This window comes from Vreelandella halophila (assembly GCF_009856365.1).
Classification (GTDB): domain Bacteria; phylum Pseudomonadota; class Gammaproteobacteria; order Pseudomonadales; family Oleiphilaceae; genus Halospina; species Halospina utahensis_B.
The window spans coordinates 181,619-206,937 of record NZ_WMEX01000005.1; the positions used below are offsets into that span (position 1 = coordinate 181,619).

Annotated in this window: 21 protein-coding genes; 12 read left to right on the forward strand and 9 right to left on the reverse strand. The window is 63.3% G+C overall.

Annotated features, from left to right (window positions below; genetic code table 11):
- Window positions 1–105: 105 nt before the first annotated feature.
- From GLW01_RS10505 to GLW01_RS10540, 8 genes are all read right to left on the reverse strand, one after another.
- The gene (locus tag GLW01_RS10505; RefSeq protein WP_160899014.1) at window positions 106–1,434 is read right to left on the reverse strand and encodes an ATP-binding protein; all 1,329 of its coding nucleotides are present in this window, start codon (window positions 1,432–1,434) and stop codon (window positions 106–108) included.
- A gap of 8 nt (window positions 1,435–1,442) precedes the next feature.
- On the reverse strand, window positions 1,443–2,126 hold the full coding sequence (locus tag GLW01_RS10510; RefSeq protein WP_151439887.1) for a response regulator transcription factor: 684 nt from the start codon (window positions 2,124–2,126) through the stop codon (window positions 1,443–1,445).
- On the reverse strand, window positions 2,126–2,440 hold the full coding sequence (locus GLW01_RS10515) for a PepSY domain-containing protein (RefSeq protein ID WP_202405673.1): 315 nt from the start codon (window positions 2,438–2,440) through the stop codon (window positions 2,126–2,128). The genes GLW01_RS10510 and GLW01_RS10515 overlap by 1 nt, the downstream gene beginning before the upstream one ends.
- Window positions 2,440–3,096: a cytochrome b/b6 domain-containing protein gene (locus GLW01_RS10520; RefSeq protein WP_225741687.1), complete on the reverse strand. Its 657-nt coding sequence runs from the start codon at window positions 3,094–3,096 to the stop codon at window positions 2,440–2,442. Before GLW01_RS10520 ends, GLW01_RS10515 begins: the two co-directional genes overlap by 1 nt.
- A 62-nt stretch (window positions 3,097–3,158) precedes the next feature.
- The gene (locus GLW01_RS10525) at window positions 3,159–6,257 is read right to left on the reverse strand and encodes an efflux RND transporter permease subunit (RefSeq protein WP_160899015.1); all 3,099 of its coding nucleotides are present in this window, start codon (window positions 6,255–6,257) and stop codon (window positions 3,159–3,161) included.
- A complete protein-coding gene (locus GLW01_RS10530; protein WP_160899016.1) occupies window positions 6,254–7,627 on the reverse strand; it encodes an efflux RND transporter periplasmic adaptor subunit in 1,374 nt (457 codons plus the stop codon). Before GLW01_RS10530 ends, GLW01_RS10525 begins: the two co-directional genes overlap by 4 nt.
- Window positions 7,628–7,714: 87 nt before the next feature.
- Entirely contained in the window at window positions 7,715–7,900 is a 186-nt protein-coding gene (locus tag GLW01_RS10535; RefSeq protein WP_286173279.1) for a cytochrome D1 domain-containing protein, read from the reverse strand.
- A 37-nt stretch (window positions 7,901–7,937) separates the two neighbouring features.
- Window positions 7,938–9,041: an NnrS family protein gene (locus tag GLW01_RS10540; protein WP_151439891.1), complete on the reverse strand. Its 1,104-nt coding sequence runs from the start codon at window positions 9,039–9,041 to the stop codon at window positions 7,938–7,940.
- Between the two features lie 127 nt (window positions 9,042–9,168).
- Between GLW01_RS10540 and can the strand changes: the two genes are divergently transcribed.
- Together can and GLW01_RS10550 are read left to right on the forward strand one after the other, a co-directional pair.
- Entirely contained in the window at window positions 9,169–9,840 is a 672-nt protein-coding gene (gene can / locus GLW01_RS10545; protein ID WP_237416563.1) for a carbonate dehydratase, read from the forward strand.
- A 37-nt stretch (window positions 9,841–9,877) separates the two neighbouring features.
- Window positions 9,878–11,056: an MFS transporter gene (locus GLW01_RS10550; RefSeq protein ID WP_151439892.1), complete on the forward strand. Its 1,179-nt coding sequence runs from the start codon at window positions 9,878–9,880 to the stop codon at window positions 11,054–11,056.
- On the opposite strand, the gene GLW01_RS10555 is transcribed toward GLW01_RS10550, so the two are convergent.
- Window positions 11,007–13,661: a nitrate reductase gene (locus tag GLW01_RS10555; RefSeq protein WP_160899018.1), complete on the reverse strand. Its 2,655-nt coding sequence runs from the start codon at window positions 13,659–13,661 to the stop codon at window positions 11,007–11,009. The two genes, GLW01_RS10550 and GLW01_RS10555, sit on opposite strands and share 50 nt — an antisense overlap.
- 300 nt (window positions 13,662–13,961) lie before the next feature.
- Between GLW01_RS10555 and GLW01_RS10560 the strand changes: the two genes are divergently transcribed.
- The 10 genes from GLW01_RS10560 to GLW01_RS10605 all read left to right on the forward strand — a co-directional run bounded on the left by GLW01_RS10560 (window position 13,962) and on the right by GLW01_RS10605 (window position 25,316).
- A complete protein-coding gene (locus GLW01_RS10560) occupies window positions 13,962–14,588 on the forward strand; it encodes an ANTAR domain-containing response regulator (protein WP_160899019.1) in 627 nt (208 codons plus the stop codon).
- Window positions 14,581–15,744, forward strand: coding sequence for a CmpA/NrtA family ABC transporter substrate-binding protein (locus GLW01_RS10565; protein WP_160899020.1), 1,164 nt, complete (start codon window positions 14,581–14,583; stop codon window positions 15,742–15,744). Before GLW01_RS10560 ends, GLW01_RS10565 begins: the two co-directional genes overlap by 8 nt.
- Window positions 15,745–16,038: 294 nt before the next feature.
- Window positions 16,039–17,418 (forward strand): CmpA/NrtA family ABC transporter substrate-binding protein, encoded by a 1,380-nt coding sequence (locus GLW01_RS10570; protein WP_160899021.1) that lies wholly within the window; start codon window positions 16,039–16,041, stop codon window positions 17,416–17,418.
- 57 nt (window positions 17,419–17,475) lie between these two features.
- A complete protein-coding gene (locus GLW01_RS10575) occupies window positions 17,476–18,429 on the forward strand; it encodes an ABC transporter permease (protein ID WP_237416572.1) in 954 nt (317 codons plus the stop codon).
- Between the two features lie 17 nt (window positions 18,430–18,446).
- On the forward strand, window positions 18,447–19,319 hold the full coding sequence (locus tag GLW01_RS10580; RefSeq protein WP_151439898.1) for an ABC transporter ATP-binding protein: 873 nt from the start codon (window positions 18,447–18,449) through the stop codon (window positions 19,317–19,319).
- 245 nt (window positions 19,320–19,564) lie between these two features.
- Window positions 19,565–20,773 carry an NAD(P)/FAD-dependent oxidoreductase gene (locus GLW01_RS10585; protein WP_160899023.1) on the forward strand — a complete coding sequence of 403 codons (1,209 nt, stop codon included), beginning with the start codon at window positions 19,565–19,567 and terminating at the stop codon, window positions 20,771–20,773.
- A 33-nt stretch (window positions 20,774–20,806) separates the two neighbouring features.
- The gene (gene nirB / locus GLW01_RS10590; RefSeq protein ID WP_160899024.1) at window positions 20,807–23,344 is read left to right on the forward strand and encodes a nitrite reductase large subunit NirB; all 2,538 of its coding nucleotides are present in this window, start codon (window positions 20,807–20,809) and stop codon (window positions 23,342–23,344) included.
- Between the two features lie 11 nt (window positions 23,345–23,355).
- Window positions 23,356–23,721: a nitrite reductase small subunit NirD gene (nirD, locus tag GLW01_RS10595; protein WP_160899025.1), complete on the forward strand. Its 366-nt coding sequence runs from the start codon at window positions 23,356–23,358 to the stop codon at window positions 23,719–23,721.
- 164 nt (window positions 23,722–23,885) lie between these two features.
- The gene (locus GLW01_RS10600) at window positions 23,886–24,539 is read left to right on the forward strand and encodes an OmpW/AlkL family protein (RefSeq protein WP_160899026.1); all 654 of its coding nucleotides are present in this window, start codon (window positions 23,886–23,888) and stop codon (window positions 24,537–24,539) included.
- 183 nt (window positions 24,540–24,722) lie between these two features.
- Complete coding sequence (locus tag GLW01_RS10605; RefSeq protein ID WP_160899027.1) at window positions 24,723–25,316, forward strand: LemA family protein; 594 nt, start codon at window positions 24,723–24,725, stop codon at window positions 25,314–25,316.
- Window positions 25,317–25,319 lie beyond the last annotated feature (3 nt).

The window sequence follows — 25,319 nt, forward strand, 5'->3', positions numbered from 1 at the left end:
GTCTCCCTGGATTTGATGGTTATTGTCTGTGTTGATGGGATCGTGTGAATAAAATTCTAATAAAGTGAATCTTTTTGGATAAAAAAGCAGTGGTTGCCCTGGAAATCAATCCCTCCCTGTTTTGAGAGTGGCTTTCACCTGCAATCCGCCAAGCGGCGAGTCATGGAAGGATAGGAGCCCGTCGTACTGCTCCAGGATGTCGGCGGCGATGGCAAGCCCCAGGCCGGAGCCCGGCTGTTCCTCATCCACCCGCCAGCCCCGTTTCGCCAGGGAATCGCGCTGCTCCGCGGGGCAGCCCGGACCGTCATCGTCGACGATGAGCAGCGTCGTTTCCCCGGTCCGTTCCACGGCCACCTGGACGCGGTGATCGCACCATTTGCAGGCGTTGTCGAGAAGCACCCCCGCCAGCTCCAGGAAATCCTCCCGGTCCAGGGGCAGCTTCAGCTCCGGCGGTGCCTGGATATCAAAGGTAATGGCCTTGTTGGCGTAGACCTTGGAGAACACATCGACGAGTTCACCCAGGGCGGTCTCCGGTGCCAGTGTTCTGCCGGGCATGCCACCGCCAGCAAGGCGTGCGCGGCGCAGTTCCCGTTCAACGATGTTGCGCATGGCCGCGACCTGGCGGTGGAGTTCGTCGCCGGTTGTGCGTTCCCCGTCTTCAGCCAGCCCATCGAGGATGGTCAGTGGCGTTTTCAGGGCGTGGGCAAGGTTGCCAAGGGCGTTCCTGGAGCGTGTTAAGCGGCTGGAGATCAGCCGGATCAGCTGGTTGATCTCCTTGATCAGGGGCTGGATTTCCGCTGGAACACGATTGGCGTTGAGCTCCGTGATATCGCCCTGTTCCAGGCGATGCAGTTCCTGGCGCAGCGCGCTCAACGGTGCCAGGCCGCGACGGATGAGTGCTGTCTGTGCCAGGACAATGAGAGCGAGAAGCAGGACGCCGAGACCGCCGATGGCGATCTGGAGAAATTGCACTGTGCTCGTCAGGGGGCCGAGGTCTTCGGCGACACCGACCACGGCGGAGCGCCCCGACTGGCTGAAGCCCTCAGCCAGCATCATGAGGGGTTGTCCCTCGGGCCCCCGGGTGCGGAAGGTGCGCCGTTCGCCTGGCTCGAGATCGGGCAGGTCCAGCCTCTGGTCCCAGAGGGAGCGGGACCGCTGGGGCGCGCTGCCCGGCGCTTCAATCTGGAAATAGTGGCCGGAATAGGGCTGTTGATAGACCTGGGTCAGCTGTTTGCCCTGGTGCGGGGGCGCGTCCGGACTCAATTCCACGCCCGCGACTAGGGTCTCGAGATCGTGCTCGAGACGGGTCAGTACAAAGTCATCCACCAGCTGGCGCACGCCATAGCTGACGAGGACCACGGTCAGCAGCGTCGCTACTGCCACCGGGGCGGCAATGCCAATGGCAAGCCGGGATTGCAGGCTGGTGCGTGCCATAGCCTCAGTCAGCCGTCCTGCTGGTGGAAGAAACGGGGATGAAAGACGTAGCCCTGACCACGCCGGGTCTCGATGGCCTCGTGTCCGATCTTCCGGCGCAGCCGGTTGATGTAGACCTCGATGACATTGCTGTCCCTGTCCTGGTCGTATTCATAGACATGCTCGGTGAGGCGGCTTTTCGACAGCAGGGTATCAGGGTGAAGCATCAGGTAGCGTATCAGCCGGAACTCGGTTCCGGTCAGCCCTACCCGGGTGCCGGAAGGCAGAAGGGCTTCCTGGCGCTCTTCATCGAGGGTCAGGCCGCCGGCGGTAAGGGCACCGCCGGGCCGGTTGCTGGCCCTGTGGATGAGGGCATTGAGCCGGGCAATCAACTCCTCGGTATGGAAGGGCTTCCCCAGGTAGTCATCGGCACCGGCCTTGAAGCCGTCGACTTTCTCATGCCAGGCGTCCCGGGCCGTGAGGATCAGGACCGGAAGGTCGTTGCCCGCCGTCCGCCAGTTCCGCAGCACGTCGAGCCCCGAACGCCCGGGCAGGCCGAGGTCCAGTACCGCCACATCGTAGGCCTCTTCCTCGCCCAGGTACTGCGCCTCAATGCCGTCGCCGGTGACATCCGTGGCAAAGCCCGCATCACTCAGCGCCTTTCTCAGCTGTTCGGCCAGGGCGGCCTCGTCCTCAACCAGTAACAGTCGCATCAGTCATCCGAATCCTCTTCACCCAGAAAGTCACCGGTAACGGCGTCAAAGCGCAGTTCACGGACCTCTCCCGATGGGCCAAGGATTTCCAGTTCGTAGATGTGCTCGTCGTCCTCGCACTCCAGCTCCACTTCCAGTACCCGGCCATCGGGGTAACGCTGGTGAAAGGTGCTGAGGATCTGTTCAAGACCAACGATGTCCTCATTCTCATGCAGTTCCCGGACCTCGTCATGATCGGCGCCGGCAATGGGTATAAGCGCCGCAAGCAGCAGTGGGGCGGCCATGGGCCGCCGCCATTTCCGCAGGATTGTCATCAGTGCCCCCTCTTGTATCCGGTGAACATGGATCGGACCAGGTTCTGGCGTTCGCGGATGCTTTCCACGATCACGGCGATCACGTGAAGAATCACCAGCGCCAGCGTCAGGTTAGCAAACAACTCATGGACTTCTTCGGCCGTTTCCACCAGGGCGCTTTCCTCGTGTTCTTCCTCTTCGTGGGCTTCTTCGCCCTCTTCAGACTTGTTATGCGTTTCGCCGGGGGCAACCCCTGACTGCATCTCCGGTGTGGCAATCAGCCAGCCGGCGAGAGGCCCTTCGCCTTCCTCCCCCGCGAGGACGACCATTCCGGCGCCGGAGGTGATGAGCAGGGACAGGATGATCGCGAGGATCATGGCACCGCCTGCCGGGTTGTGCCCCCGGTAGTACGCGGCGCGTCCCCGGATAGTGTCGCGCAGGTACGCCAGTATGGTGCCGGGAGAGAACACGAAGCTGCTGAAACGGGCGTGTTCGCTTCCGATAAAGCCCCAGATAATGCGCAATACCAGCAGCCCCACAATGAGGTAGCCCGCCCAGGCATGCAGCCACTCGGGCTCTCCCTCGGTCAGATAGGCCGTAAAGAAGGCAATGACCAGAAGCCAGTGGAAGATGCGTATGAACGGGTCCCAGACCCGCACCTGATTGTCCTGATTCATGGTTGGTTCTCCGCTGCCCATGTATTCAGGCTCCAGCCTATGGGCGCAACCTTAATTCAGTCTTAAAAGGCATCCGCGTCCGTACTGGTTAGGCCAAGATCGCTGAGGATGGCGTAGAACGCCGGCAGTGCGATCAGGATCAGCACGGTTGAGATCAACAGCCCGAACACAACGGAGATCACCAGGGGAATGACCGCCATGGCCTGGGTACTGGTCTCGGTCAGCAGCGGCAGCAGACCCGCGATGGTGGTGCTGGAGGTGATGAAGATGGCCCGGAACCGGTCCCGGCTGGCCTGGCTGGCGGCACTCAGGGCATCGAGGCCATGCTCCCGGTGGATCCGTATGAACTGGAGCAGCAGGATGGCGTTGTTTACCACGATTCCGGCCAGGGATGCGGCTCCGATCAGTGATGGCATGGACAGGTTGTAGCCCATCAGGATATGGCCCCAGATGGCGCCCATGAAGGCCACCGGGATCGCCAGCATCACGATCACAGGCTCGATGGTGCTGCGGAACTGGAACGACAGGATCAGGAATATGCCCACAAGCCCGATCAACAGGCCCCGGGCGATGGACTGGCCTGTTTCCTGTGAGCGGGCGGTCTGACCTTCCACGGTGATTCCGAGGTCGGCGTAACGATCCTTCAGTTGCGGGAATTCTGTTTCCCTCAGATCGCCCACAATAGCGGCTGCGTTTGCGGTCTGTGAATCAACGTCAGCGGTGACCGTCACGGTGCGCAGTCCATCGACCCGTGTAATCTGCCCCCAGCCCCTCGCGTTCTCAACCCGGACCACTTCGGTCAGTGGTACGGCGCCATCGCTGGCGCTGAACACGACGCTGTCGGCGAGGAAGTCGAGAGTATTGCGTTCCTTCGCTGTCTGGCGCAGCAGGAGCTCGATGTACTGATCTCCGACCTGAACCGAGTCCACAATCTCACCGAGCAGACTGGTCCGGATCTGGGTGGCTACATCGCGGGCATCAATGCCCAGCGCCAGGGCCCCCTCCCTGAGTGAGAGCAGTCGTTGGGGCTTGCCGGGGCGGAGGTCGTCCATGATGTTGAGGGTGCCGGCGTAACCACCAATGGCTGAGGACAGGTCTGTGGCCGCCTGTTTCAGGGTGTGCAGATCCTCGTGCTGCAGGCGGACCTCAATGGGAACGCCCGCCGGGCCGAAACCGGGTTCCTGGATGTTGAGGCTGACAAGGCCATGGATGCTGCCAATCTCCTCGTACCAGCGCTGCCTGAGCGTATCCAGGTTCGTCGTGCGCGCTTCGGCCGTCAGAAGGTCCACCATGACGGTGGCGATATGGGGCCCGGTTTCTCCGGCACTGGCGTGATGGTTGAACCGCGTCTGGATGTTCTCAACCAGGGGCTGTTCTCCGGGTTGCTCAGGCCTCAGCTTCTGATCGATGGCCTCCATGGCAGCGCTGACCTGCTCTGCAACCGCCTCGGTGCGTTCCAGTGGGGTACCCTGGGGCATGAGGATCCGTGCTTCCAGTACGTCACCTTCGATGTCCGGCATTCCTTCCATCTTGATCGCCCCAAAGGCGATGACACCGACAGAGCCGAACAGGAACAGCAGTATGGCGGCAAGCACCGGGTAGCGGGCTCGGATGGCGTGGTCCGTGACACGTCCGGCGTGCTCGCGCAGCACCTCGAAACGCTGCGTGAAGCCCGCCCTGAAGCGGGAATCGGCACCATCTTCCAGCGTCTTCAGGCTCCGTTTCAGGTGATGGGGGAGGATCCAGAAGGCTTCAATGAGGCTGGCGGCCAGGGCGGCGAGCAGGGCGACCGGCAGGACTTCGAGCACCGCCCCCATTTCTCCGGCCAGAAAGCCCAGGGGTACAAATACGGAAGCCGTGGTCAGAAACGAGGACATGACGCCGGGAAAGACCTCGCGGGCGCCGTGGGCGGCGGCTTCCAGCGGGGAGCGGTTCTGTTTGGCGTGGGTGGCGATGTTATCGGTAATCACCACGGCATCGTCCATGACGATGCCAATGGCCATGAGCAGAGCGACCAGAGTGATCATGTTCAGGGTAAGCCCGGTCGCCAGCATGACCGCAAAGGCTCCGGCAAACGCGGCGGGCAGTCCGAACAGGGCCCAGAGAGCAAGGCGTGGGCGGAAGAACAGGCTCAGAACCAACCCCACAAGCACCAGCCCGAAAATACCGTTCTCAACCAGCATCTGGAGGCGATCCCGGACGATGGAGGTCATATCCTGGGTCAGTTCCAGGCTGACGGTACCATCCGTGGCCTTGAGCTCACTGTTGCGGAATGCCTTGAGCGCGTCCATGACGCGCAGCGAATCGGCCCCCAGGCTTTTGTGGACCTCCAGAATGATGGCCCGCTCACCGTTGAAGGTAACCCGTTCTTCATCCCGTTCATGAGAAATGCTGACATCGGCAATGTCGTCCAGCCGGATCTCGGCACCGCTGTCGCCGCTGATGATGCGGATGTCCCTGAGGTCTCCGGCACGTTGGCGCTGGTCCACAAAGCGCAACTGAACATCCTGCCGCTCCGTCTCCAGGGTTCCCAGAGGCAGGTCCAGGTTCTGGCGCTGCAGGGCCGCGGCGATATCCGTGGTGGCCAGCCCATATTGGCGCAGTTGGTCGCGCGAGACCGCTACCTGCCACTGGCGCTGTGACAGGCCCCGGGTTACCACATCCGCGACACCCTCCAGGTGCAGCAGTCGGTCCTCGAGGTCGTCGGCGTATTCCTCCAGGTCGTTGAAGGACATGGGGCCGGAAATAGCGAGGGCGGCCACCAGATCGGTGCGGTAACGTTCTTCAATGACCGGGTCCTCGGCGCGCTCGGGCAGGTTCTGAAGCGCCTCAATCTCTGTCCGGATGTCGTCCAGGAAACGCCCCATATCACCACCACGGTTCATGCTGGCGATGGCGTTCGCCCTGTTGTCCCGGGCCGTGCAGGTGAGTTCATCCAGGTTCTCGACCCGTTGGAGGGCTTCATTGAACCGTTGGCAGATGGCTTCTTCGACGTCTGCGGCGGTTGCACCGCGGTATTCCATGGTGATGCTGACTTCCGGTGGTCGGTAGTCGGGGAAGGTCTCGCGCTTGAGGTTGGGTGCGGCGAACAGCCCGATGGCCAGAATCAGGATCAGAAGGAGATTGCCAGCCGTGGGGTGGGCTGCAAACCAGCGGATCATCGGGCGGAACTCCGGGCCTGGCTCCGGATGGTATTCAGGGCTTTATCATCGCGGCTCGGGTTGAGTCGGGTTCCATCGATGGCGGGAACCAGATCATCCAGCACCAGCCGTTCTCCGGGGGTCACCCCCTTCTGGATGACAGCAAGATCATCCTGGGTCCATCCCACCGAGACCCTGCGCCGTTCAAGGCGGTCCTGGTCATCGGCCAGATAGAGGGTATCTTGGTGGACGCTCGCTGCGGGAACCGCAATCACGTCATTCGGCGTTGGGAGCGAGAGGGTGCCCTGCACGTACATGCCCCGAACCAGTGGTGGCTTCTCGGGTGGATTGGCATTGCGGTAGGGCTCTTCCACGCTCAGTACTACCTGGACGGTGCGTGTGCCCGGATCAAGGCCACTGGCAATCCGCGTGACGCTGGCGTCCCAGTTGACATCCGGGGCTCCCGCCAGTGAAAGGGTTGCAGTGATCCTGCTGAGATCAAGGCGTTGGTGCAGATCCGCCACTGATCTGTCGGCTGTGCCAGCGGGCGTGTCCGGGAGCTGACGCAGCAGGCGGCGGAGCTGGGCAACGGGAAGCTGAATGACGGCTTCCGCCCGGGCGATGCCGCCGGCCCGGAGCAGGGTTTGCCCTGTGCGCACTTCCTCCTGCTTTTCCACCGTGGCGTCATGGATGCGCAGGTCGAAGGGAGCGGTGAACCGGGTGTCCGCCAGATCCTGCCGGGCCTGCTCCAGAGCGGATTGGGCACGGGCAGTGTGCGCCTTAAGCCTCTCACGTTGGCTGGGCATCAGTGCCAGTTCATTCTCCAGTGACTGCACGGCCTGACGTTGCTGAAGTGTCGCCCGTTCCTGTTCGTCCACACGTGTTCGGGAGACTGCGTCCCTCTCTGCAAGGCGGCGGATGCGCTCAAGCTCTTTCTCCGCCAGGGCCAGGCGTTCTTTCTCCAGTTCGAGCAGCATCCGGGTGTTGGCGGCTTTCTGTTCAAGCTCGCGGCGGTCACTGCGGGTGGCCGCCAGATCCGCTTCGGCGCTGGCGACGGCCAGCTCGTAACGGGTTGGATCGATCCGGAGCAGTTCGGTGCCTTCATCGATGATGTTGCCGCTTTCCAGCTCCGGGTGACGCTGGGTGATGCGCCCGCCCACTCGGGCGACCGCCTGCCAGCGTCGGGCCGCGCGCACGTTGCCGTAACCACTGACCTCAACACGAAACGGCATGGGGGTAATGGGGATGACCCGTACACTGCGGGCAGGCGAAGGGGAGCTGGATTCCGCGGGGCCTGGCCTCAGGCTGGCCATAACCACGACGAAGACAACGCCTGCGAGCAGGGACAGCATGACCAGGAGCGCGTTTTTCCGGTGCGGGACAGTAACCACGGCTGACTCCGGAATGGATTACCCAGCATTAAGAATAATCTAATGTAATACAGTACCTGGGGCATCAGTTGCTCACAATGATGTCCGTCAATGGCTGGTGCCTTCCTCATACTGGATCTTATTCCAGACGTTGTATTTGCCGGGTGCTGGCTGGAGTGTCTTTTCGATTTCCAGTGTCTGTCTGTCGATCACGTGGACCTTGTCTCTGTTGGGGCCGAAGAAGACATCCACCCAAGCGTAGCGTGAGTTCTCATGGCTGCGCATGAAAAACATCTTCTTCACCAGCCGGCTCACCGGATTGGGTTGTAGTTCAACGGTGCAGGATCAATGCGCCCGCAGTGAACGCATAGGCCAGTGACCAGGCAGCGGCCGCTGTCCACAGAAGCTCAGGCGCGTTCCAGGGAACCGGCCCTGCTGCCAGCCGCGCCAGTGCCGCTACTGCCACGGGGACCAGGGTGGCCATGAGAACGCCTGAAGGCGGCGGCTGGCGGCGGATAGCGTGATAGTGGATCCGCAGCATCACACCGATGGTCAGGGTTCCCAGCGCGCCCACTGTAATCAGGTGAAGTAGCGCCGATGGATCCCGGCCGAGCAGTTGCGCCAGGCCTATGCCCAGGGCGCCGGCTGCCAGCCACACTGTTCCCAGCGCCAGACCCAACAGATCCGGCCGGTCCAGGCACAGCCAGAGCCGCCAGCGGACCGTGCGGATCAGGATCAGAATACCGGCAGCTGCCAGAAAAGTGCCTGCGGGCAATACAGGCAGCGGCAGCAGGGTCAGGGCGGCCGCCAGCCCCAGTATCAGGATCAGGGCGGCCTCGATCCGCGGCTGGACCCGTGCTTCCTGCGTAATGCCACGTTTTTCCAGAGTGCCCGCCACAGCTGGAGCGATCAGTCGCCCGCTCATGAAGGTCATCAGAAGCAGCAGCAGGGCTACCCCGGTGTGAAGCAGCGTCGTGGCCCCCGGAACCGGGATGATCGGCAGTATCAGCCAGAGCAGGGGAAGACCGCACAGGCTCACCATCAGCGGCACCAGCATGCGGTTGCGCCATTTCTTGGCGGCATTGAAGCGGGGGACCACCCGCCAGGCCAGCAACAGGGCGAATGCGGGGCTGAGCAGCTGGCTCAGCCAGAATCCGGGTGCCAGGGCGTAGCCCAGACGAGCAGCCAGCCAGAGCCCGAACAGTGCAGCCAGCCAGCGCCTGGGCTGAGGGCCAAGGGTGTAGCCAGCAATCACCGCCAGGGCAAAGCCGAACACCATCTCGTGACCATGGTGGCTGCCTGCCAGACCGGGAGCCCAGCGCCAGCCGGCCAGCATGGCGGCCATGGACAACGGCATTGCGATGGCCGCATGGAGGCAGGCGGCCGGAAAGAAAAAGCGGTGGCTTTTCAGGCGTTTTTCGCGGCTGCGGGCCATGCCGGTTCCATTTCCTTAAAAGATTCAATAAATATAAATGTTAATGGTGGGGCCCGCAATCCGGTTCCCCGCGGGTCGGCTGCCCGGTAAGATGGGGCTGACGGCCACAGGTGGATTAGGGGGGATATTGGCAACAGCACTCAAGCATCTGTTCGATAACAACGCGCAGTGGGTTCAGGACACGCTGGCGCAGGATCCGGATTTCTTTGAGCGGCTCTCCCAGCAGCAGGCGCCGGAATACCTGTGGATCGGCTGTGCCGACAGCCGGGTTCCCGCCAACCAGGTGGTGGGGCTGATGCCTGGCGAGCTGTTCGTGCACCGGAATGTGGCCAATGTGGTGGTGCAGACCGACCTGAACCTGCTGTCGGTGCTGCAGTTCGCCGTGGAAGTCCTGAAGGTGAAGCATGTGATCGTCTGCGGTCATTACGGCTGCGGTGGCGTCAAGGCGGCTTATCAGGATGCCCACCTGGGGCTGATCGACAACTGGCTGCGCCACATCCAGAACGTCGCTGCGGACTATCGGGAACTGTTGGCGGCCCAGCCGGATGAGATGGCCGCCGTTAACAAGCTCTGCGAGCTGAACGTGGTGGCGCAGGTTGCCAATGTCTGTCGGACCACGGTGGTGGCGGATGCCTGGCGGGGCGGCCAGGAGCTCTCGGTCCACGGCTGCATCTATGGTCTGGAGGATGGCCGTCTGCGGGATATGGGTCTGGGCGTCCGCAGCACTGGCGAGCTTGATGAACAGTGTCGGCAGGCCGTGGAGCGCCTGAGCCAGGGGGCGCCCATGCCGCAGGAATGATCCTGTTGCGTGGCCCTCATCAGCGGCGGGAGCCCACATGAAGCTGTTTCTGGCGGTCGCCACCGTCACTGTCATGGGGCTGTTCCAGTCATCGCTGCTGGCAACCCTGCCCTGGATCATTGAACGCACTGGGCTGCCGCCCGTTTTCTGGTCGGTGCTGGTTGCCGCCAGCCTGATTCTGGTGGCCGTGAGCAGTCCGGTCTGGGGCCGGCGTACGGACAGCCATGGGGCCCTGCCGGTGATGCGCCTCACCATGGGGCTGGTGGTGGTCTGCTATGGCCTGTTGATCCTGGCGATCCTTGCCCTGTCGTCTCCCTTCTGGATTGCGGTCATCGCCATCGCGACGCGCCTGGTCTACGGCATTGCCACTGGCGGCGTATTCCCCTCTGCCCAGCGTTTCGCGCTGGCGGACAAACCGGTTGCCCAGTGGCCGGAGACACTGGCCTACATCCAGGCCTCAACCCATGCCGGGCGCGTCATGGGTCCAGGCATCGTGGCGCTGGCGGCGATATGGAGCCTGCCGCTGGGGCTGGTCCTGATCGTCCTGCTGGGCGCGGCTCTGTGGCTCATGCAGTGGTACTTCGCAGCGGGCGTGGCCCCGGAGCCGTCCGGAAACCGTGAAAGCGCCGTGGCGCCGCCCTGGAACGAGGACTGGCCCCTGTATGCCCTTGGGTTCGTGATCACCCTCTGGGTGGGGCAACTCCAGTTTGCTCTGGGGCCCTACATCCAGAACCTGGCAGACCTCGATTCGGTAACGGCCTCCCAGTGGACGGGGACGGTGCTGATGGTGGCATCGGTTTCCGCGGTCCTCGCCGGGCCCCTGGGGAACCGCTGGCTGTCGCCCATGCCCCGAATCCTGAGTGGCCTCTGGCTCGGCGTATTTACCCTGGGGGGCGTATTGCTGGCGGCTTCGTCCAGCGTGATCGGTGTGGGCGTAGCCGTGTGCCTGATCACCGCCGGGCTTACCCTAGCCGCCCCCTGGTACGGCAGCATCCTGCGGGCACGGCGCCCGGATGCCCAGGGCCAGGTCTCCGGGCGCCTGATCAGTGTCCATACCATCGGTTTCGGCAGCGGCACGCTTTTCGGTGGCCTGATGCTGGAACTGGTGCCGGATCAGGCCATGGCTGCCTTCTATCTGCTGGGGCCGGTGGCGGGAACACTGGCGCTCATCCATCACCTGAGGGTTCGGGCAGGGACTGTTCCACCAACTGCCTGAGTTCTGGTACGCAGGAACCACAGTTGGTGCCACAGCCCAGGGCACCGCCGAGGGCGGATACCGAGTCACAGCCTTGCGCCAGAGCTTCCTCGATCCGGCGCTCGCCCACCTGGTAGCAGGAACAGATGATGGGGCCGGGGTCTGGCTGGTCGCTGTCCCGGCCTGCCAGGACACGGCGCCGTGTACCGTCATCCAGTGGTTGCGTCTGGAAGAGGCTGTCCAGCCAGTCGAGGCCGGGGAAGTCATTCCCGGGTTCCACCAGCAGCACCGCCCGCAACCGATCGCCGTGATACCAGGCTGCCCGGTAGCGCCCGGTCCTGGAGTCCCGCATCTCCGAGTCAGGTTCCCCTCCGAGCCACTGGCGTGCGGTGCCGTGCCAGTCCGGGATGGGGCTGTTGCCGGCCAGGTGCCAGCAGGTCGTCTTCTCCATCGGTACCCGGGCCCAGTAGAGGCCTTCAGGCCACTGCTCCGGCTGTTCGCCCAGTAACCGGGCATGCCAGCGGGCGTTGAAGGGCAGCAGTGCGGCGCTGGCGTGCTTGGTTTCCGGCTGTCCGGAAAGCGGATCGATGACTCTGGGGAAAAGCGCGGAAGCCAGTCCGTTCGTGGTGAACTGGTGGTTCCAGTGGATGGGCACGAATACCTCCCCCGGCCGCATACCGTCACTGGCCCTGGTTCGACCCAGGTACCGGCCCTGGCCGTTGCTGAGCCAGGCCAGGTCGCCATCCGCGAGATCGTGAGCTGCGAGGTCGTCCGGATGGACCTCGATAAACGGTTCACACAGGTGCTGGAGCAGACGCGCCGCGCGGCCCGTGCGGGTCATGGTATGCCACTGGTCGCGGATGCGGCCGCTGGTGACCCGCAGGGGGGTGGTTACCGTGGGCCCCCTTGCCGGTGCCGTGGGATGAATGGGGGTGAAACGGGCCCGACCGTCCGGTGTGGGGAAGGCGCCATCCCCGAACAACCGCTCACGGCCACGGGGGTGTTCCGGTGTGACCGGCCACTGGACCGGCGTCATGGCGTTATAGTCGCGGTCGGAAAAGGCGGCAAGTGCACCCAGGTTGAACTGCTGTCGGGGGGCACCGGAAAGGGTCGAAGCCAGGGCGTGTTCCCGGAAGATCGCTGCGGGGCCGGCATAGTCAAACGCTGCATTGAATCCCATGGCCTGGGCCACGGCGCTGATGATCCACCAGTCCGGGCGTGCCTCGCCGACGGCCGGTATCAGGCCCCGCTGGCGCGAGATGCAGCGTTCGGAATTGGTAACGGTGCCGTCCTTCTCGGCCCAGCCCATGGCCGGCAGGGCGACATCCGCCAGGGCCAGGGTGTCAGTGTCGGCCACACAGTCCGAGACAATGACCAGCGGGCACTGGGTCAGTGCATGGCGTGCCCGCTCCGGGTCCGGGAGCGACACCAGCGGGTTGGTGGCCATGATCCAGACGCACTGGATCTCACCGCGCTCCATGGCCTCAAAGAGGGCAACAGCCTTGTGCCCGGGCTCCGTGGGCAGGGATGGAGCCTGCCAGAAATGGGCGAGGGCCTCCCGTGCCCCAGGGGTGTCGTAGTCCATGTGTGCGGCCAGCTGATTGGCGAGCCCGCCGACCTCGCGTCCGCCCATGGCGTTGGGCTGGCCGGTCACGGAGAAGGGTGTGGCGCCGGGCTGGCCGATGCGGCCGGTGGCCAGGTGGCAGTTGATGATGGCGTTGGCCTTGTCCGTGCCGGAGCGGCTCTGGTTCAGCCCCTGGGACCAGAAGCTGGTGGTGCGCGGGGTCGCGGCGAACCATTCATAGAAGGTGCGGACGTCCGCCACAGTCAGGTCGCACTGGTCGGCGACGGCTTCCGGGGTGGGTGAACTATCACGAGCTGCCTGAAGGGCGGCGTCAGGGCTGTTGCAGTGGGCGCCGATCCAGGCCTGATCCAGCGTGCCGGAATCCGCGAGCCATACCAGAAGACCATTCCAGAGGATGGCGTCCGTTCCCGGCCGCAGGGGCAGATGCAGGTCAGCCTGCTCACAGGACGCGGTGCGCCGGGGATCAATCACCACCATCCGCCGTTCGGGCCTGTTGTCGCCTGCCCTCTGCATACGCTGGTACAGGATGGGATGGTTCCAGGCTGGATTGGCGCCGGCAAGCACCAGCAGGTCGGCCAGTTCCAGGTCCTCGTAGCAGCCCGGCACCGCGTCCTCGCCGAATGCACGCTTGTGGGCGGCAACCGCCGAGGACATGCACAGCCGTGAGTTGGTATCCACGTGTGGCGTGCCGATGAAGCCCTTGGCGAACTTGTTGGCCACGTAGTAATCCTCGGTGAGGAGCTGGCCGGAGAGGTAGAAGGCAATCGACTGGCCGCCCTGTTCCTGCTGCAGGCGGGTCAGTTCCGCGCCCAGGTACTGGATCGCCTCGTCCCAGTCCGCATCACGCCCCTGAATGCGCGGTCGGGTCAGCCGGCCCTGGGAACCGAGCGTTTCGTGCAAGGCGGACCCCTTCACGCACAGCCGCCCCGCGTTGGCAGGATGGTCCGGATCACCCTGGACCGGCTCGAGGGTGTCTTCCTTGATAGTGGCGTCGACACCGCAGCCGACGCCGCAGTAGGGGCATGTGGTTTTGCAGCCCATGATGGATGCTCCCTGAACAGAAGAAGCCCGGCCCCGGCACGGATTCGGTGCCGGTGACCGGGCTTCGGTACCCGTGGTCTGTGATGGTGTTGCTTCTCCGTTCGCAAGCATTTCCCATGCCTGCCTGAAATGGCCCCAATCAGGGGGAGGGGGAGCCCAGTCATGTCCTGTTTCGGGGCAGATTGCACTGCATTGGGGCGCTCGCTCCGTTGAAGCCGGCGATTGAGACCGGTTTCATGGGCAAGGAGGCTGGCGTGGCTTTTGCTTCAGAATGGCGCGAATCGACGCTGGGGATGGAGCATGTCGGCGGATCAGAGCGGTGTACGTGTCATGCTGGTGGACAACGAGCCGGAACGGGCAACGATGGTGTGCGACGCACTGACCTCCGAGGGCTACGAGGTGGTGGGGCAGCGCAGCAGCACGCGTGGGCTCGTGGCAGCTGTTGCCCAGGAGGAGCCGGACGTGGTGATCATCGATATGGATTCACCGGACCGGGATACCCTCGAGTCCATGTCCGCCCTCAATGAGCACGCGCCCCGGCCGGTGGTGTTCTTCGCCAGTGATGACAGCGACAGCCATACGATCCAGCAGGCCGTTAACGCCGGCGTCAGTGCCTACATTGTGGACGGGCTTGAACAGCATCGGGTCAAGCCGATCGTGGAGGTGGCGGTGGCGCGTTTCGAGGCTTTCCAGTCACTGCGTCATCAGCTGGAGGAGACGCGGACGGCGCTGGAAGAGCGTAAGGACATCGAACGGGCCAAGGGGCTGGTGATGAAGCAGAACAACTGTTCGGAAGATGAGGCATTCCACAGCATGCGTAAACTGGCGATGGATCGGAATCAGAAACTCAGCGAGGTGGCCCGCCAGCTGATTGAGGTACTGGGTGGGGCCGAAGGGGCGGGATCCCCGGAGGCAATGGATGACTGACTGGATGCATGGTACGGAATCAAGTGAGACCATCCGGTTGGGATTCATCCCCCTGCTGGACGCCGCGCCCCTGATCATGGCTCAGGAGGCAGGCTTCTTCGCGGAGGAAGGGTTGGATGTCAGCCTGTATCGACAGCCCTCCTGGTCCAGTCTGCGGGATCGTGTCGGCGTTGGAATGCTGGATGGCGCCCAGATGCTCGGGCCCATGGCCCTGGCCATCAATATGGGGCTCGGGGCGCCGCCGTGCCCGGTCATAAGCCCTATGGTGCTCAGCCGTAACGGCAATGCCATCACGGCCAGGCGAGCGCTCTATGAGCAATTGACTTCTACCGGCTTCGATCTCTCCGAACCCTCGGAGGCGGCATGCGCCCTGGCGCGGGTCGTGGCGTCCAGCGATGAGCCGATCAGGCTGGGCATTGTCTACGCCTGGTCCACCCATTACCTGCAGCTGCTCGACTGGCTTGCCAGTGCTGGACTGTCGCCCGGCTCGGGTCTGGAGCTGGTAACGGTGCCGCCGCCGGAGATGATGACTGCACTGGCCTACGGCAGTGTTGATCTGGCCTGTGTCGGTGAGCCCTGGAATTCGCTGATGGAGTATCACGGGCTGGGCCAGATCCTGGCGACGGGGTGCCAGGTCTGGCAGAACGCGCCGGAGAAAGTCCTGGGCGTGCGCCGCGACTGGGCGCAGGCCAACCCGGAAAAACTGCGTGCGTTGATGCGTGCCCTGGTCCGCTGCTGCCGCTGGCTGGATGACCCGGATAATCGCGAACTCGTCCACCGCATACTGGTGCACCCCCATTACCTCGGCAGTGCCATTGAGCCTCTCGGAGATCAGGGCGAAAGTCTCTTCCACCCCAGGGTCCAGCAGCACTTCTTTCGTCAGAGTGCGAACTTCCCGTGGCTCTCCCAGGCGCAATGGCTGCTGTCGCGTATGCGTCTGCGCAACCAGGGCGAGCAGCTGCTGGAGACACCGGATCTGGACAGCATTTTCCGTCCCGACCTCTACCGCAAGGTCGCGGAAAGCCTGAGTCTGGACGCGCCGATTATGGACTATAAGGACGAGGGGGAGCACCGTCAGCCCTTTGTGGTGGAAGGAGTCCGGGGGCAGGTTGAGGTAGCCCCGGATGCCCTGATCGCAACCGCCGGTCAGGACTGATCCGCGCCGGTGCATGGGGGCTGCCTGATGCACCTGATTCGGTCGTGGATGATCATCTTCTGCGGGTCGGGTTCCATAAAAAGCCTTTAAAATCAGAATCAATGATCAGTGGCATGCTTCCTGCTTAGGCTTGGGTGTGCCACGGACAGGTTGACGGTTTGCCATGGCACGGACCGGCGTGGCGGCCGGGGTGCAGATGGAGCTGCACACCAGAACATGAATTGAAACGGCAAAGGCGCCTGCTCCCGGACTGGGGGCAGGCGCTTTTTTTTGTTTGTTGCAGGGAGAAGTCCAATGAACGGGAACAGGCGGACAGTGTCCGGAATCGGCGCGCTTCTTCTGGCGGGTCTTGTGAGTGCATTGCCGGCGGGGGCCGAGGAGATCGGCCCGGCCGAAAAGCCGGACCTCAAGCTGGGGTTCATCAAGCTGACCGACATGGCGCCGCTGGCCATTGCCAAGGAGAAGCACTTTTTCTTCGACGAGGGTCTTTTTGTGGACCTGGAAGCCCAGTCCAACTGGCGCGTCCTCCAGAATCGCGTGGCCCGGGGCGCGTTGGATGGCGCCCACATGCTCGCGGGCCAGCCCATCGGGGCCAGCATCGGGGTTGGCGGTAACAGCTCCGACATTGTGACGGCATTCAGCATGGACCTGAACGGTAATGCCATTACCGTTTCGAACGATGTCTGGGAGGCCATGCGCCCCCATGTGCCGAAGCGAGAGGACGGCAAACCTGCCCACCCGATCAGTGCCGAGGCGCTTGCACCCGTTGTGGAATCGAGCCTGGACGAGGGCGAATCGTTCGACATGGGGATGGTTTATCCCCTCTCCACCCACAATTACGAGATCCGTTACTGGCTGGCGGCTGGCGGGCTTCACCCCGGGTTCTACGAGCCGCTTGAGGGTGACAACAGCGGTCGCAGCGGAGCGGATGTCCGGCTTTCCGTGACGCCACCACCGCAGATGCCCTCCACCATGGAGGCCGGCACCATCCAGGGCTACTGCGTGGGCGAACCCTGGAACCAGCAGGCCGTTGCCAAGGGCATTGGCGTTCCCGTGGTCACCAACCATGACATCTGGCCCCACAACCCGGAGAAAGTCTTCGGCGTGACCCGGGAGTGGGCCGAAGAGAACCCGAACACCCACCTGCGCGTGCTCCGGGCGCTGATCCGGGCAGCCCACTGGCTGGACGAGAACGGCAACGCCAATCGCGAGGAGGCGGTCGAGATCCTCTCGGGTTCCCGTTACGTGGGGGCGGACGAAGAGGTCATCGCCAACTCCATGACCGGGACCTTCGAGTATGAGCCGGGCGATGTGCGCGAGGAGCCGGACTTCAATGTCTTCTTCCGCCACAACGCCAACTACCCCTACTACAGCGATGCCATCTGGTTCATGACCCAGATGCGGCGCTGGGGCCAGATTTCCGAACGGAAGCCGGATGACTGGTACATGAAGAAGGCGCGCGAAGTCTACAAACCCGCCATCTACGAGAAAGCGGCGCGCTCCCTGGTGGCGGACGGCACCCTGGAGGCCTCTGACTTCCCGGATTTCGAAGAGATCGACGGCTTCAAGCCGGTGCAGGACGACTTCATCGACGGCCGGGCCTACAACGGTCGCGAGCCCAATGCCTACATCAACAGTTTCGACATCGGCCTCAGCGGCGATGAAACGCCCTGATCAACAGGAGGCGGCGTTATGCAACAGACAGCCCCGGTGACACGGATCACCGACTTCATGAAGCAACGGATGGCGGGGTTCAATCTCCAGGGGGCCATCAGGGCCCTGAGCATGCCGGTACTGGGCGTGCTCGTGTTCCTCCTGCTGTGGCAGATGGCGGCCCAGAACGTTACCACCTCCCTGGGCAGCCTGCCCGGGCCGGCGGGCGTCTGGGAGCAGGCGGGCAACCTCTGGGCGGACCATCTCGAGGAGCAGCGACGCGCCGCCGAGTTCATCGAGATGCAGAAGGAACGCAATGCTCAGATTCTGGAGCGCAACCCGGACGCCGAGGTGCGGATCCGCCCCTACAGCGGCAAGGAAACCTTCATTGATCAGATCCTGACGAGCCTGGGGACGGTGTTCTCGGGCTTTGTCCTGGCCTCACTGGTAGCGATCCCCCTGGGTATTGTCGTGGGGCTGAACCGGTACCTGTACGAGGCGGTGAATCCCGTGATCCAGGTGTTCAAGCCGGTTTCACCGCTGGCCTGGCTGCCCATTGTCACGCTGGTGGTGTCCGCCACCTACACGGTTGAGGACCCGATGGTCTCGCGCGCCTTCATCACGTCCATGGTCACGGTCTCGCTGTGCAGCCTCTGGCCCACGCTCGTGAACACCATCATGGGTGTGAATGCGGTGAGCCAGGACCTGCGCAACGTCAGCCAGGTCCTGCGGCTGGGCTTTTTCACCCACGTCTGGCGGGTGGTGCTGCCCTCCGCCATACCCATGATCTTCACCGGCCTGAGGCTGTCGCTGGGCATTGCCTGGATGGTGCTGATCGCCGCCGAGATGCTCGCCCAGAGCCCCGGGCTCGGCAAGTTCGTCTGGGATGAGTTCCAGAACGGCAGCAGCGAATCACTGGGTCGCATCATGGTGGCCGTGATCGTTATTGGCCTGATCGGGCTGGTGCTGGACCGCAGCATGCTGATGCTGCAGCGCCTGCTCTCCTGGGATCGCGCCAGCGCCACACACTGAACAAGGGAGGTTTCACCATGAGTCATTCACGTCCCCATCTCGAACTGTCCTCAGTGGGCATGGGTTTCCCCGTCAAGGGCGGGACCTTTACGGCCCTGGAGGACGTCAACCTGCGCGTCGCCGAGGGCGAGTTCATTTCCCTGATCGGCCACTCCGGCTGCGGCAAGTCCACCGTTCTCAACATCATCGCGGGACTGATGCGGGCCACGCGCGGCGGGTGCCTGCTGGACGGCCGGGAGGTCACCGAGCCGGGCCCGGAGCGGGCAGTGGTCTTCCAGAATCACTCGCTGATGCCCTGGCTGACTGCCTATGGCAACGTCGAACTGGCCGTGCGACAGGTGTTCCGCCGTTCCATGACGCGTCAGCAGCGCCGGGACTGGGTCATCCACAACCTGGAGCTGGTGCACATGGGGCATGCCATCGACAAACGTCCGGATGAGCTCTCCGGTGGCATGCGCCAGCGCGTGGGCATTGCGAGAGCCCTGGCCATGCAGCCAAAGGTGCTGCTGATGGACGAACCCTTCGGTGCCCTGGATGCGCTGACCCGGGCGCACCTGCAGGACTCGCTCATGGAGATCCAGCGTGAGCTCAACAGCACCGTCATCATGATCACGCACGACGTGGACGAGGCGGTGCTGCTGTCCGACCGGATCGTGATGATGACCAACGGGCCGGCCGCAACCATTGGCGAGGTCCTGGACGTGCCGTTGGCCCGGCCTCGCGACCGTGTCGGGCTGGCGGACTGCGCCGAGTACAACCGTTGCCGTCAGTCGGTGCTGAGCTTCCTCTACGAAAAGCAGCAGAAAGTGATGTCGATGCCCAGGAAGAGTGGTGAGGCCCGGGGTGATCCGGAAGGGGCACCATCGGCATCGGGGGCCGTGAACGCCTGATTCTGGTGCATCAGCGCCCACGTGTGCACCAGCAGGGTTCCAGTGACTCCCTTCCATCGACATGCCTTTGTTTCCAGGTAGTTGATTCTGTTGGGGAGTAAGTGTTGGCACGCAACCTGCTTCCTGAAGGGTGTGTCTGAGGACACGGACATTGCGAATCAACAGGGCATTGGCGCCTGATCGGTCTTCCTTAAGGGAAGGTTGGCAGGCGCCTTTTTTGTTGGGGCAGGGCCCCGGAGGCAGGAATGGGCGGTGAGCTCGTCATCATCGGACACGGCATGGCCACGCAGCGGCTCCTGGAGTCGCTGGCGGGGGAACAGCACGGCTGGCGTGTGACCGTCATCAGTGACGAACCGGAGCTGGCCTATAACCGGATCCTGCTCTCCCCCTGGCTGGCCGGCGAAACCACCACGGATGCGCTGGCGCTGGCATCGCCCGGCTGGTACGCGAATCAGGGCGTGCAGCTGCACCAGGGTGACGGCGTGGCCTGGATTGATCGCGCCGCACGGGCAGTGATCACCCGGGCCGGCCACAGGATTCCCTTTGACCGGCTGGTGATCGCCACCGGCTCCCGTCCGGCCATACCAGGGATCGAGGGGGCCGACCTGGAGGGCGTAACCGGATTCCGGAGCCTTGAGGATGCCCGGTGGATGGCGGAGGGCTCCCGGCAGGGAGGCAATGCCGTCGTTATTGGTGGTGGCTTCCTCGGGCTGGAAGCGGCCGAAGGCCTGAGGGCGCAGGGGATGACAGTGTCCGTGGTGCATCGGGGGCACTGCCCCCTGAACCGGCAGTTGGACGCGACCGCCGGCGGGATGCTCGCTGAGGCGCTCCGCCGGCGGGGTATGGTCCTGCACCTGGCCAATGGTGTGGATCGGATCCAGGGCAAAGGCCGGGTCGAGGCGGTTCGCCTTCAGGACGGCCGTGAACTGGCAGCGGATCTGGTGGTGATGGCGGCAGGGATCCAGCCGAACCGGGAACTGGCGGAGGAGGCCGGGCTTGAATGCGAGCGTGGCATTCATGTGGACGCCACGCTCACCACCAGCGACGAACGCATCCATGCCCTGGGTGAATGCTGTCAGTTCCGGGATCAGACCTACGGTCTGGTCGAGCCGGTCTACCGGCAGGCAGAAGTTCTCGCTGACCGGCTCTGCGGTGGCCGGCGGGTCTACCGTGAAACGCCCGTGGCAACGCGGCTCAAGATCAGTGGTGTGGACGTGTTCTCCTGCGGGGATATTGAAACCCGTGACCGGGACACCGAATCCATCCTCTACCACGATCGTCGCGGTGGCGAGTACCGCCGCCTGCTCCTGAAGAACAACCGCCTCGTCGGTGCCGTCCTGTATGGCGATGCATCGATGGGCCCCTGGCTCTTCGAGCACCTGAGCCGGGGAACGGATCTCAGTGCCTGGCGCGCGAGCCTGGCATTTGGCGAAGCATACTGCGAGGCGGCCTGAGACGCCGCCCGCTGGCAACCGGAGGAAAACGTCATGAGACAACAGAACCTGATCGTGATCGGTAACGGCATGGTCGGTCACCACTTCCTGGAGCAACTGGCTGAAAGCGGCCAGGCGGACGGCTTCCATGTGACCGTCCTGGGGGAAGAGCGGCACATCGCCTACGACCGCGTGCACCTGTCCGAGTACTTCCAGGGCAAATCCGCCGATGACCTGGCGTTTTCCACGGCGGACCAGTATGCCCAGTGGGGGGTCGAGTTGCGGCTGAACACGGCGGCGACCGCCATTGACCGGGAGGCCCGCACGCTCACCCTCGACAACGGCGAAACCCTGCCGTACGACAAGCTCGTGCTGGCCACCGGCTCCTATCCCTTCGTGCCCCCGATCGAGGGCAATGACCGGGAGGACTGCCTGGTCTATCGGACCCTGGACGACCTGGACGCCATCCGCGAGGCCGCTTCCCGGTCGAACACCGGTGTGGTGGTTGGCGGCGGCCTCCTGGGGTTGGAGGCCGCCAACGCCCTGCGCGAACTGGACCTGGACACGGCCGTGGTGGAATTCGCACCCCGGCTGATGCCGGTCCAGGTGGACGAAGAGGGCGGTGGCATCCTGCGCGAGAAGATCGAGGAACTGGGCGTGCAGGTGCTGACCGGCCGCGCGACCCAGCGCATCGAGGCGGGCACCAATGCCCGGCACCAGATGGTCTTCCAGGATGATCGGCTGCTGGAGACGGACCTGGTCGTATTCTCCGCCGGCATCCGTCCGCGCGATGAACTGGCGCGCGACGCGGGCCTGACCATGGGCGAACGCGGGGGCGTCGTGATTGACGATCACTGCCGCACCAGTGATCCCGACGTCCTCGCTATCGGGGAAGTGGCGCTGTGGAACGACAGCATCTTTGGCCTGGTCGGCCCCGGCTACCAGATGGCCAAGGCGGCACTGGACACCCTGACCGGGGGCGACCGGGCCTTCACCGGGGCGGACATGAGCACCAAGCTCAAGCTCATGGGCGTGGACGTGGGCGCCATCGGCGATGCCCACGGCAACCAGAACCCGGGGGCGCGCTTCTACCGCTACACCAACGGCATCGCCCAGGAATACCGCAAGCTGGTGGTCTCCGCCGATGGCAAGCAGCTCCTCGGCGCCATGCTGGTGGGCGACAACAGCTATTACGACACCCTGCTCCAGTACGCTCTGAACGGCCTGGAACTGCCGGACAACCCGGAATCCCTGATCCTGCCGGCCAGTGAGGGTGGGGCGCCGGCACTGGGCGTGGATGCCCTGCCGGAAACCGCCGGCATCTGCTCCTGCCACAACGTCACCAAGGGCGACATCGTCCAGTACGTACACGACGGGTACACCTCGGTCGGGGACGTTAAGGCCGCGACCAAGGCGGGTACCGGCTGCGGTGGCTGCGCTGGCCAGCTCAAGGAGATCGTCGACCACGAGATGGCGGCGTTGGGTATGGAGGTGGACAACAGCGTCTGCGAGCACTTCCAGTACACGCGCCAGGAGCTCGAGCACATCATACGCGTCGAGGGCATCCATGATTTCCATACCCTGCTAAAGAATCACGGCCATGGCCTCGGCTGCGACATCTGCAAGCCGGCGGTGGCCTCGATCCTGGCATCCACCTGGAACGACTACGTGCTCAACCCGGAACACGTGGGTCTGCAGGACACCAACGACACTTTCCTCGCCAACATGCAGAAGGACGGGACCTTCTCCGTGGTGCCCCGTGTCGCCGGCGGTGAGATCACCCCGGATAAGCTGATCACTCTGGGCGAGGTGGCCAAGGAATTCGGCCTCTACACCAAGATCACCGGTGGCCAGCGCGTGGATCTGTTCGGTGCGAAGCTCAACGACCTCCCTTCAATCTGGCAACGCCTGGTGGATGCCGGCTTTGAGACGGGCCACGCCTACGGCAAGGCCCTGCGGACCGTGAAGAGCTGCGTCGGCAGCACCTGGTGCCGTTACGGGGTGCAGGACAGCGTGCAGCTCGCCATCGACCTGGAGCACCGCTACAAGGGCATCCGCGCCCCGCACAAGATCAAGTTCGGCGTCAGCGGCTGCACCCGTGAATGCGCCGAAGCCCAGAGCAAGGACTTCGGCGTGATCGCCACCGAGAATGGCTGGAACCTCTATGTGGCGGGCAACGGCGGCATGCGGCCGCGCCACGCCGATCTCTTTGCCCAGGACCTGGACACCGACTCCCTCATCCGGTTCGTTGACCGGCTCATGATGCTCTACATCCGTACCGCGGACCGGCTGCAGCGCACCGCGCGCTGGCTGGAGAACCTGGAAGGCGGCCTGGATTACGTCTACGACGTGGTCGTCAACGACTCACTGGGCATCGCCGAGGACTTGGATAACCAGATGGCGCGGCTGATCGAGAACTACCAGTGCGAGTGGAAGACCACGCTGGAGGATCCGGACAAGCTCAAGCGCTTCCGCCAGATGATCAACGACGACGGCGACGACCCCTACGTGGTCTCGGTGGAGGAGCGCGAACAGCCGCGCCCCGCCACGGCCGAAGAGAAGCTGGAACGCATTCCGGCGGTATCCGTCTGAGGAGGATTCACATGACACAGCAGAATGAATGGACCCCTGTGGGCAGCAGGGCCGACCTGGTACCGGGCGCGGGCATCGGCGCGCGCTTCGGTGACCGCCAGGTGGCCATCTTCTACGTCCCTGAGCTGGAGCAGCCACTTTTCGCGGTGGATAACTACTGCCCCATCTCCGGCGTGAACATCATTGCCCGGGGCATCGTGGGTGATGTGGAAGAAGAACCCGTGGTGGCGACGCCGCTGTATAAGAAACATTTCTCGCTGCTCGATGGGCGCTGTCTGGAGGACGACAGCCACCGGCTTCGGACCTACGCCGTGCGTCTGGAAGGAGACCAGCTGCAGCTCGCGCCGCGGGAGCAGGGGCAGGGCGCTGCGGCCTGAATCCTGAACACCGGCCGGGGGCACGGATAGGATCCTGGCTTGCCGCGTGGCGGGGCGGGTGGAGAATTGACGGAAATCAAATTCAAAATCAATGAGATAGATCAATCTTGTTTTGGGTTAACGGGCTTATGCTGGTTCCATAATCCAACGGCAGGAGCCCGACCATGAAATTGAACCCGATTCGCCAATCCCTAATCGCTGCCCTTTCCATCAGTGTCATTGGCGCAGCTGCCCCTGCTTTGGCCTACGACAAGGGTGACACCATTGTCCGTGGCGGTATTGCCAGCGTGGTGCCCGGTGGCAGTTATTCCTCCGTCGCGGGAGGTAAATTTGATCTTCGCGCGGATTCAGACATCCAAGCGGGCGCCAGCATCAGCTATATGATGACGGACAACATGAGTGTGAACCTGCTGGCTGCCACGCCTTTTGAGCATGATATTGAAGCGAGTGGCGGCACCAACATCGGGTCCACCAAGCATCTGCCTCCGACGGTGACGGTTTCCTGGTTCCCGCTGGCCGGCCAGGATCTTGGGTTTAAGCCCTATGTTGGGGCAGGCGTGAACTATACAACGTTCTGGGATGAAAAACTGAACAGTACTGGTAAAGGTGCAACTAAAGCGCAGAATCTGAGCCTGGACGATTCTGTTGGTCTCGCTGCCCAGGTAGGTGTAGATGTACCCCTCGATGAAAACTGGAGTGTTGGTGCAGCAGCCTATTATGCGAATATTGAGACGGATGCGGAACTTGATGGTAACGGCATCGGTACGGTGGAGATTGATCCCATGATCTACCGCCTGCACGTCGGCTACAGCTTCTGAACCCAGTGACTCTGCGAGCGGGCGTCAATTGGCGTCCGTTCGAGTCCTTTCCTGATTGTTCCTGTCTATTCTTCTCCCCAAGCTGTTATCCACTGATTCCGAAACCGCCCCTGATTACTGGCGTTATCGTGACTTTTCCTCTTTAATCCTGCTCAGTATCCGGACCTGAAGAGGATTGAGCGTATGGACACAACCACCCTGATCGGCCTGGCGGTGATCGTCCTGATCGTCGGCTATGCCATCGTCATTTACAACCATCTGGTCACGCTGAAGAACCGCTTCAAGAATGCCTTTGCGCAGATTGATGTCCAGCTCAAGCGTCGGCATGACCTGATCCCCAATCTGGTGGAAACCGCCCAGGGCTATCTGACTCATGAGCGCGAGACGCTGGCCCGGGTGACCGAAGCCCGCACCGGGGCGATGCAGGCCCAGGAAAATGCCCGGAAAGATCCCGGGGACGGACAGAAGATGAACAACCTGGCCAATGCCGAGAACATGCTCACCAAGGCCCTTGGCGGTTTCAATGCGGTGATGGAGAACTACCCGGACCTCAAGGCCAACGAGACCATGCTGCAGCTTATGGAGGAGCTGTCCTCCACCGAGAACCGCGTGGCCTTTGCTCGTCAGTCGTTCAATGACTCCGTGATGGACTACAACACCTACCGTGAGAAGTTCCCCAACAACTTCATGTCGGGTTTTTTCGCCTTCAAGCCCGCCGGGCTGCTGGAGTTTGATACCGAGGCGCTGAGCGAGCCGCCCTCCGCCTCATTCAGCTGAGGG

Excerpts from the sequence above, each read along its gene's own strand:
- nirD (WP_160899025.1), top strand. The coding sequence starts at position 23,356 with ATGACACAGCAGAATGAATGGACCCCTGTGGGCAGCAGGGCCGACCTG.
- GLW01_RS10565 (WP_160899020.1), top strand. The coding sequence starts at position 14,581 with ATGACTGACTGGATGCATGGTACGGAATCAAGTGAGACCATCCGGTTG.
- nirB (WP_160899024.1), top strand. The coding sequence starts at position 20,807 with ATGAGACAACAGAACCTGATCGTGATCGGTAACGGCATGGTCGGTCAC.
- GLW01_RS10600 (WP_160899026.1), top strand. The coding sequence starts at position 23,886 with ATGAAATTGAACCCGATTCGCCAATCCCTAATCGCTGCCCTTTCCATC.
- GLW01_RS10570 (WP_160899021.1), top strand. The coding sequence starts at position 16,039 with ATGAACGGGAACAGGCGGACAGTGTCCGGAATCGGCGCGCTTCTTCTG.
- GLW01_RS10535 (WP_286173279.1), bottom strand. The coding sequence starts at position 7,900 with ATGTTTTTCATGCGCAGCCATGAGAACTCACGCTACGCTTGGGTGGAT.
- GLW01_RS10585 (WP_160899023.1), top strand. The coding sequence starts at position 19,565 with ATGGGCGGTGAGCTCGTCATCATCGGACACGGCATGGCCACGCAGCGG.
- GLW01_RS10555 (WP_160899018.1), bottom strand. The coding sequence starts at position 13,661 with ATGGGCTGCAAAACCACATGCCCCTACTGCGGCGTCGGCTGCGGTGTC.
- GLW01_RS10510 (WP_151439887.1), bottom strand. The coding sequence starts at position 2,126 with ATGCGACTGTTACTGGTTGAGGACGAGGCCGCCCTGGCCGAACAGCTG.
- GLW01_RS10605 (WP_160899027.1), top strand. The coding sequence starts at position 24,723 with ATGGACACAACCACCCTGATCGGCCTGGCGGTGATCGTCCTGATCGTC.
- GLW01_RS10525 (WP_160899015.1), bottom strand. The coding sequence starts at position 6,257 with ATGATCCGCTGGTTTGCAGCCCACCCCACGGCTGGCAATCTCCTTCTG.
- GLW01_RS10560 (WP_160899019.1), top strand. The coding sequence starts at position 13,962 with ATGTCGGCGGATCAGAGCGGTGTACGTGTCATGCTGGTGGACAACGAG.
- GLW01_RS10520 (WP_225741687.1), bottom strand. The coding sequence starts at position 3,096 with ATGAATCAGGACAATCAGGTGCGGGTCTGGGACCCGTTCATACGCATC.
- GLW01_RS10580 (WP_151439898.1), top strand. The coding sequence starts at position 18,447 with ATGAGTCATTCACGTCCCCATCTCGAACTGTCCTCAGTGGGCATGGGT.
- GLW01_RS10540 (WP_151439891.1), bottom strand. The coding sequence starts at position 9,041 with ATGGCCCGCAGCCGCGAAAAACGCCTGAAAAGCCACCGCTTTTTCTTT.
- GLW01_RS10550 (WP_151439892.1), top strand. The coding sequence starts at position 9,878 with ATGAAGCTGTTTCTGGCGGTCGCCACCGTCACTGTCATGGGGCTGTTC.
- GLW01_RS10575 (WP_237416572.1), top strand. The coding sequence starts at position 17,476 with ATGAAGCAACGGATGGCGGGGTTCAATCTCCAGGGGGCCATCAGGGCC.
- GLW01_RS10515 (WP_202405673.1), bottom strand. The coding sequence starts at position 2,440 with ATGACAATCCTGCGGAAATGGCGGCGGCCCATGGCCGCCCCACTGCTG.
- GLW01_RS10505 (WP_160899014.1), bottom strand. The coding sequence starts at position 1,434 with ATGGCACGCACCAGCCTGCAATCCCGGCTTGCCATTGGCATTGCCGCC.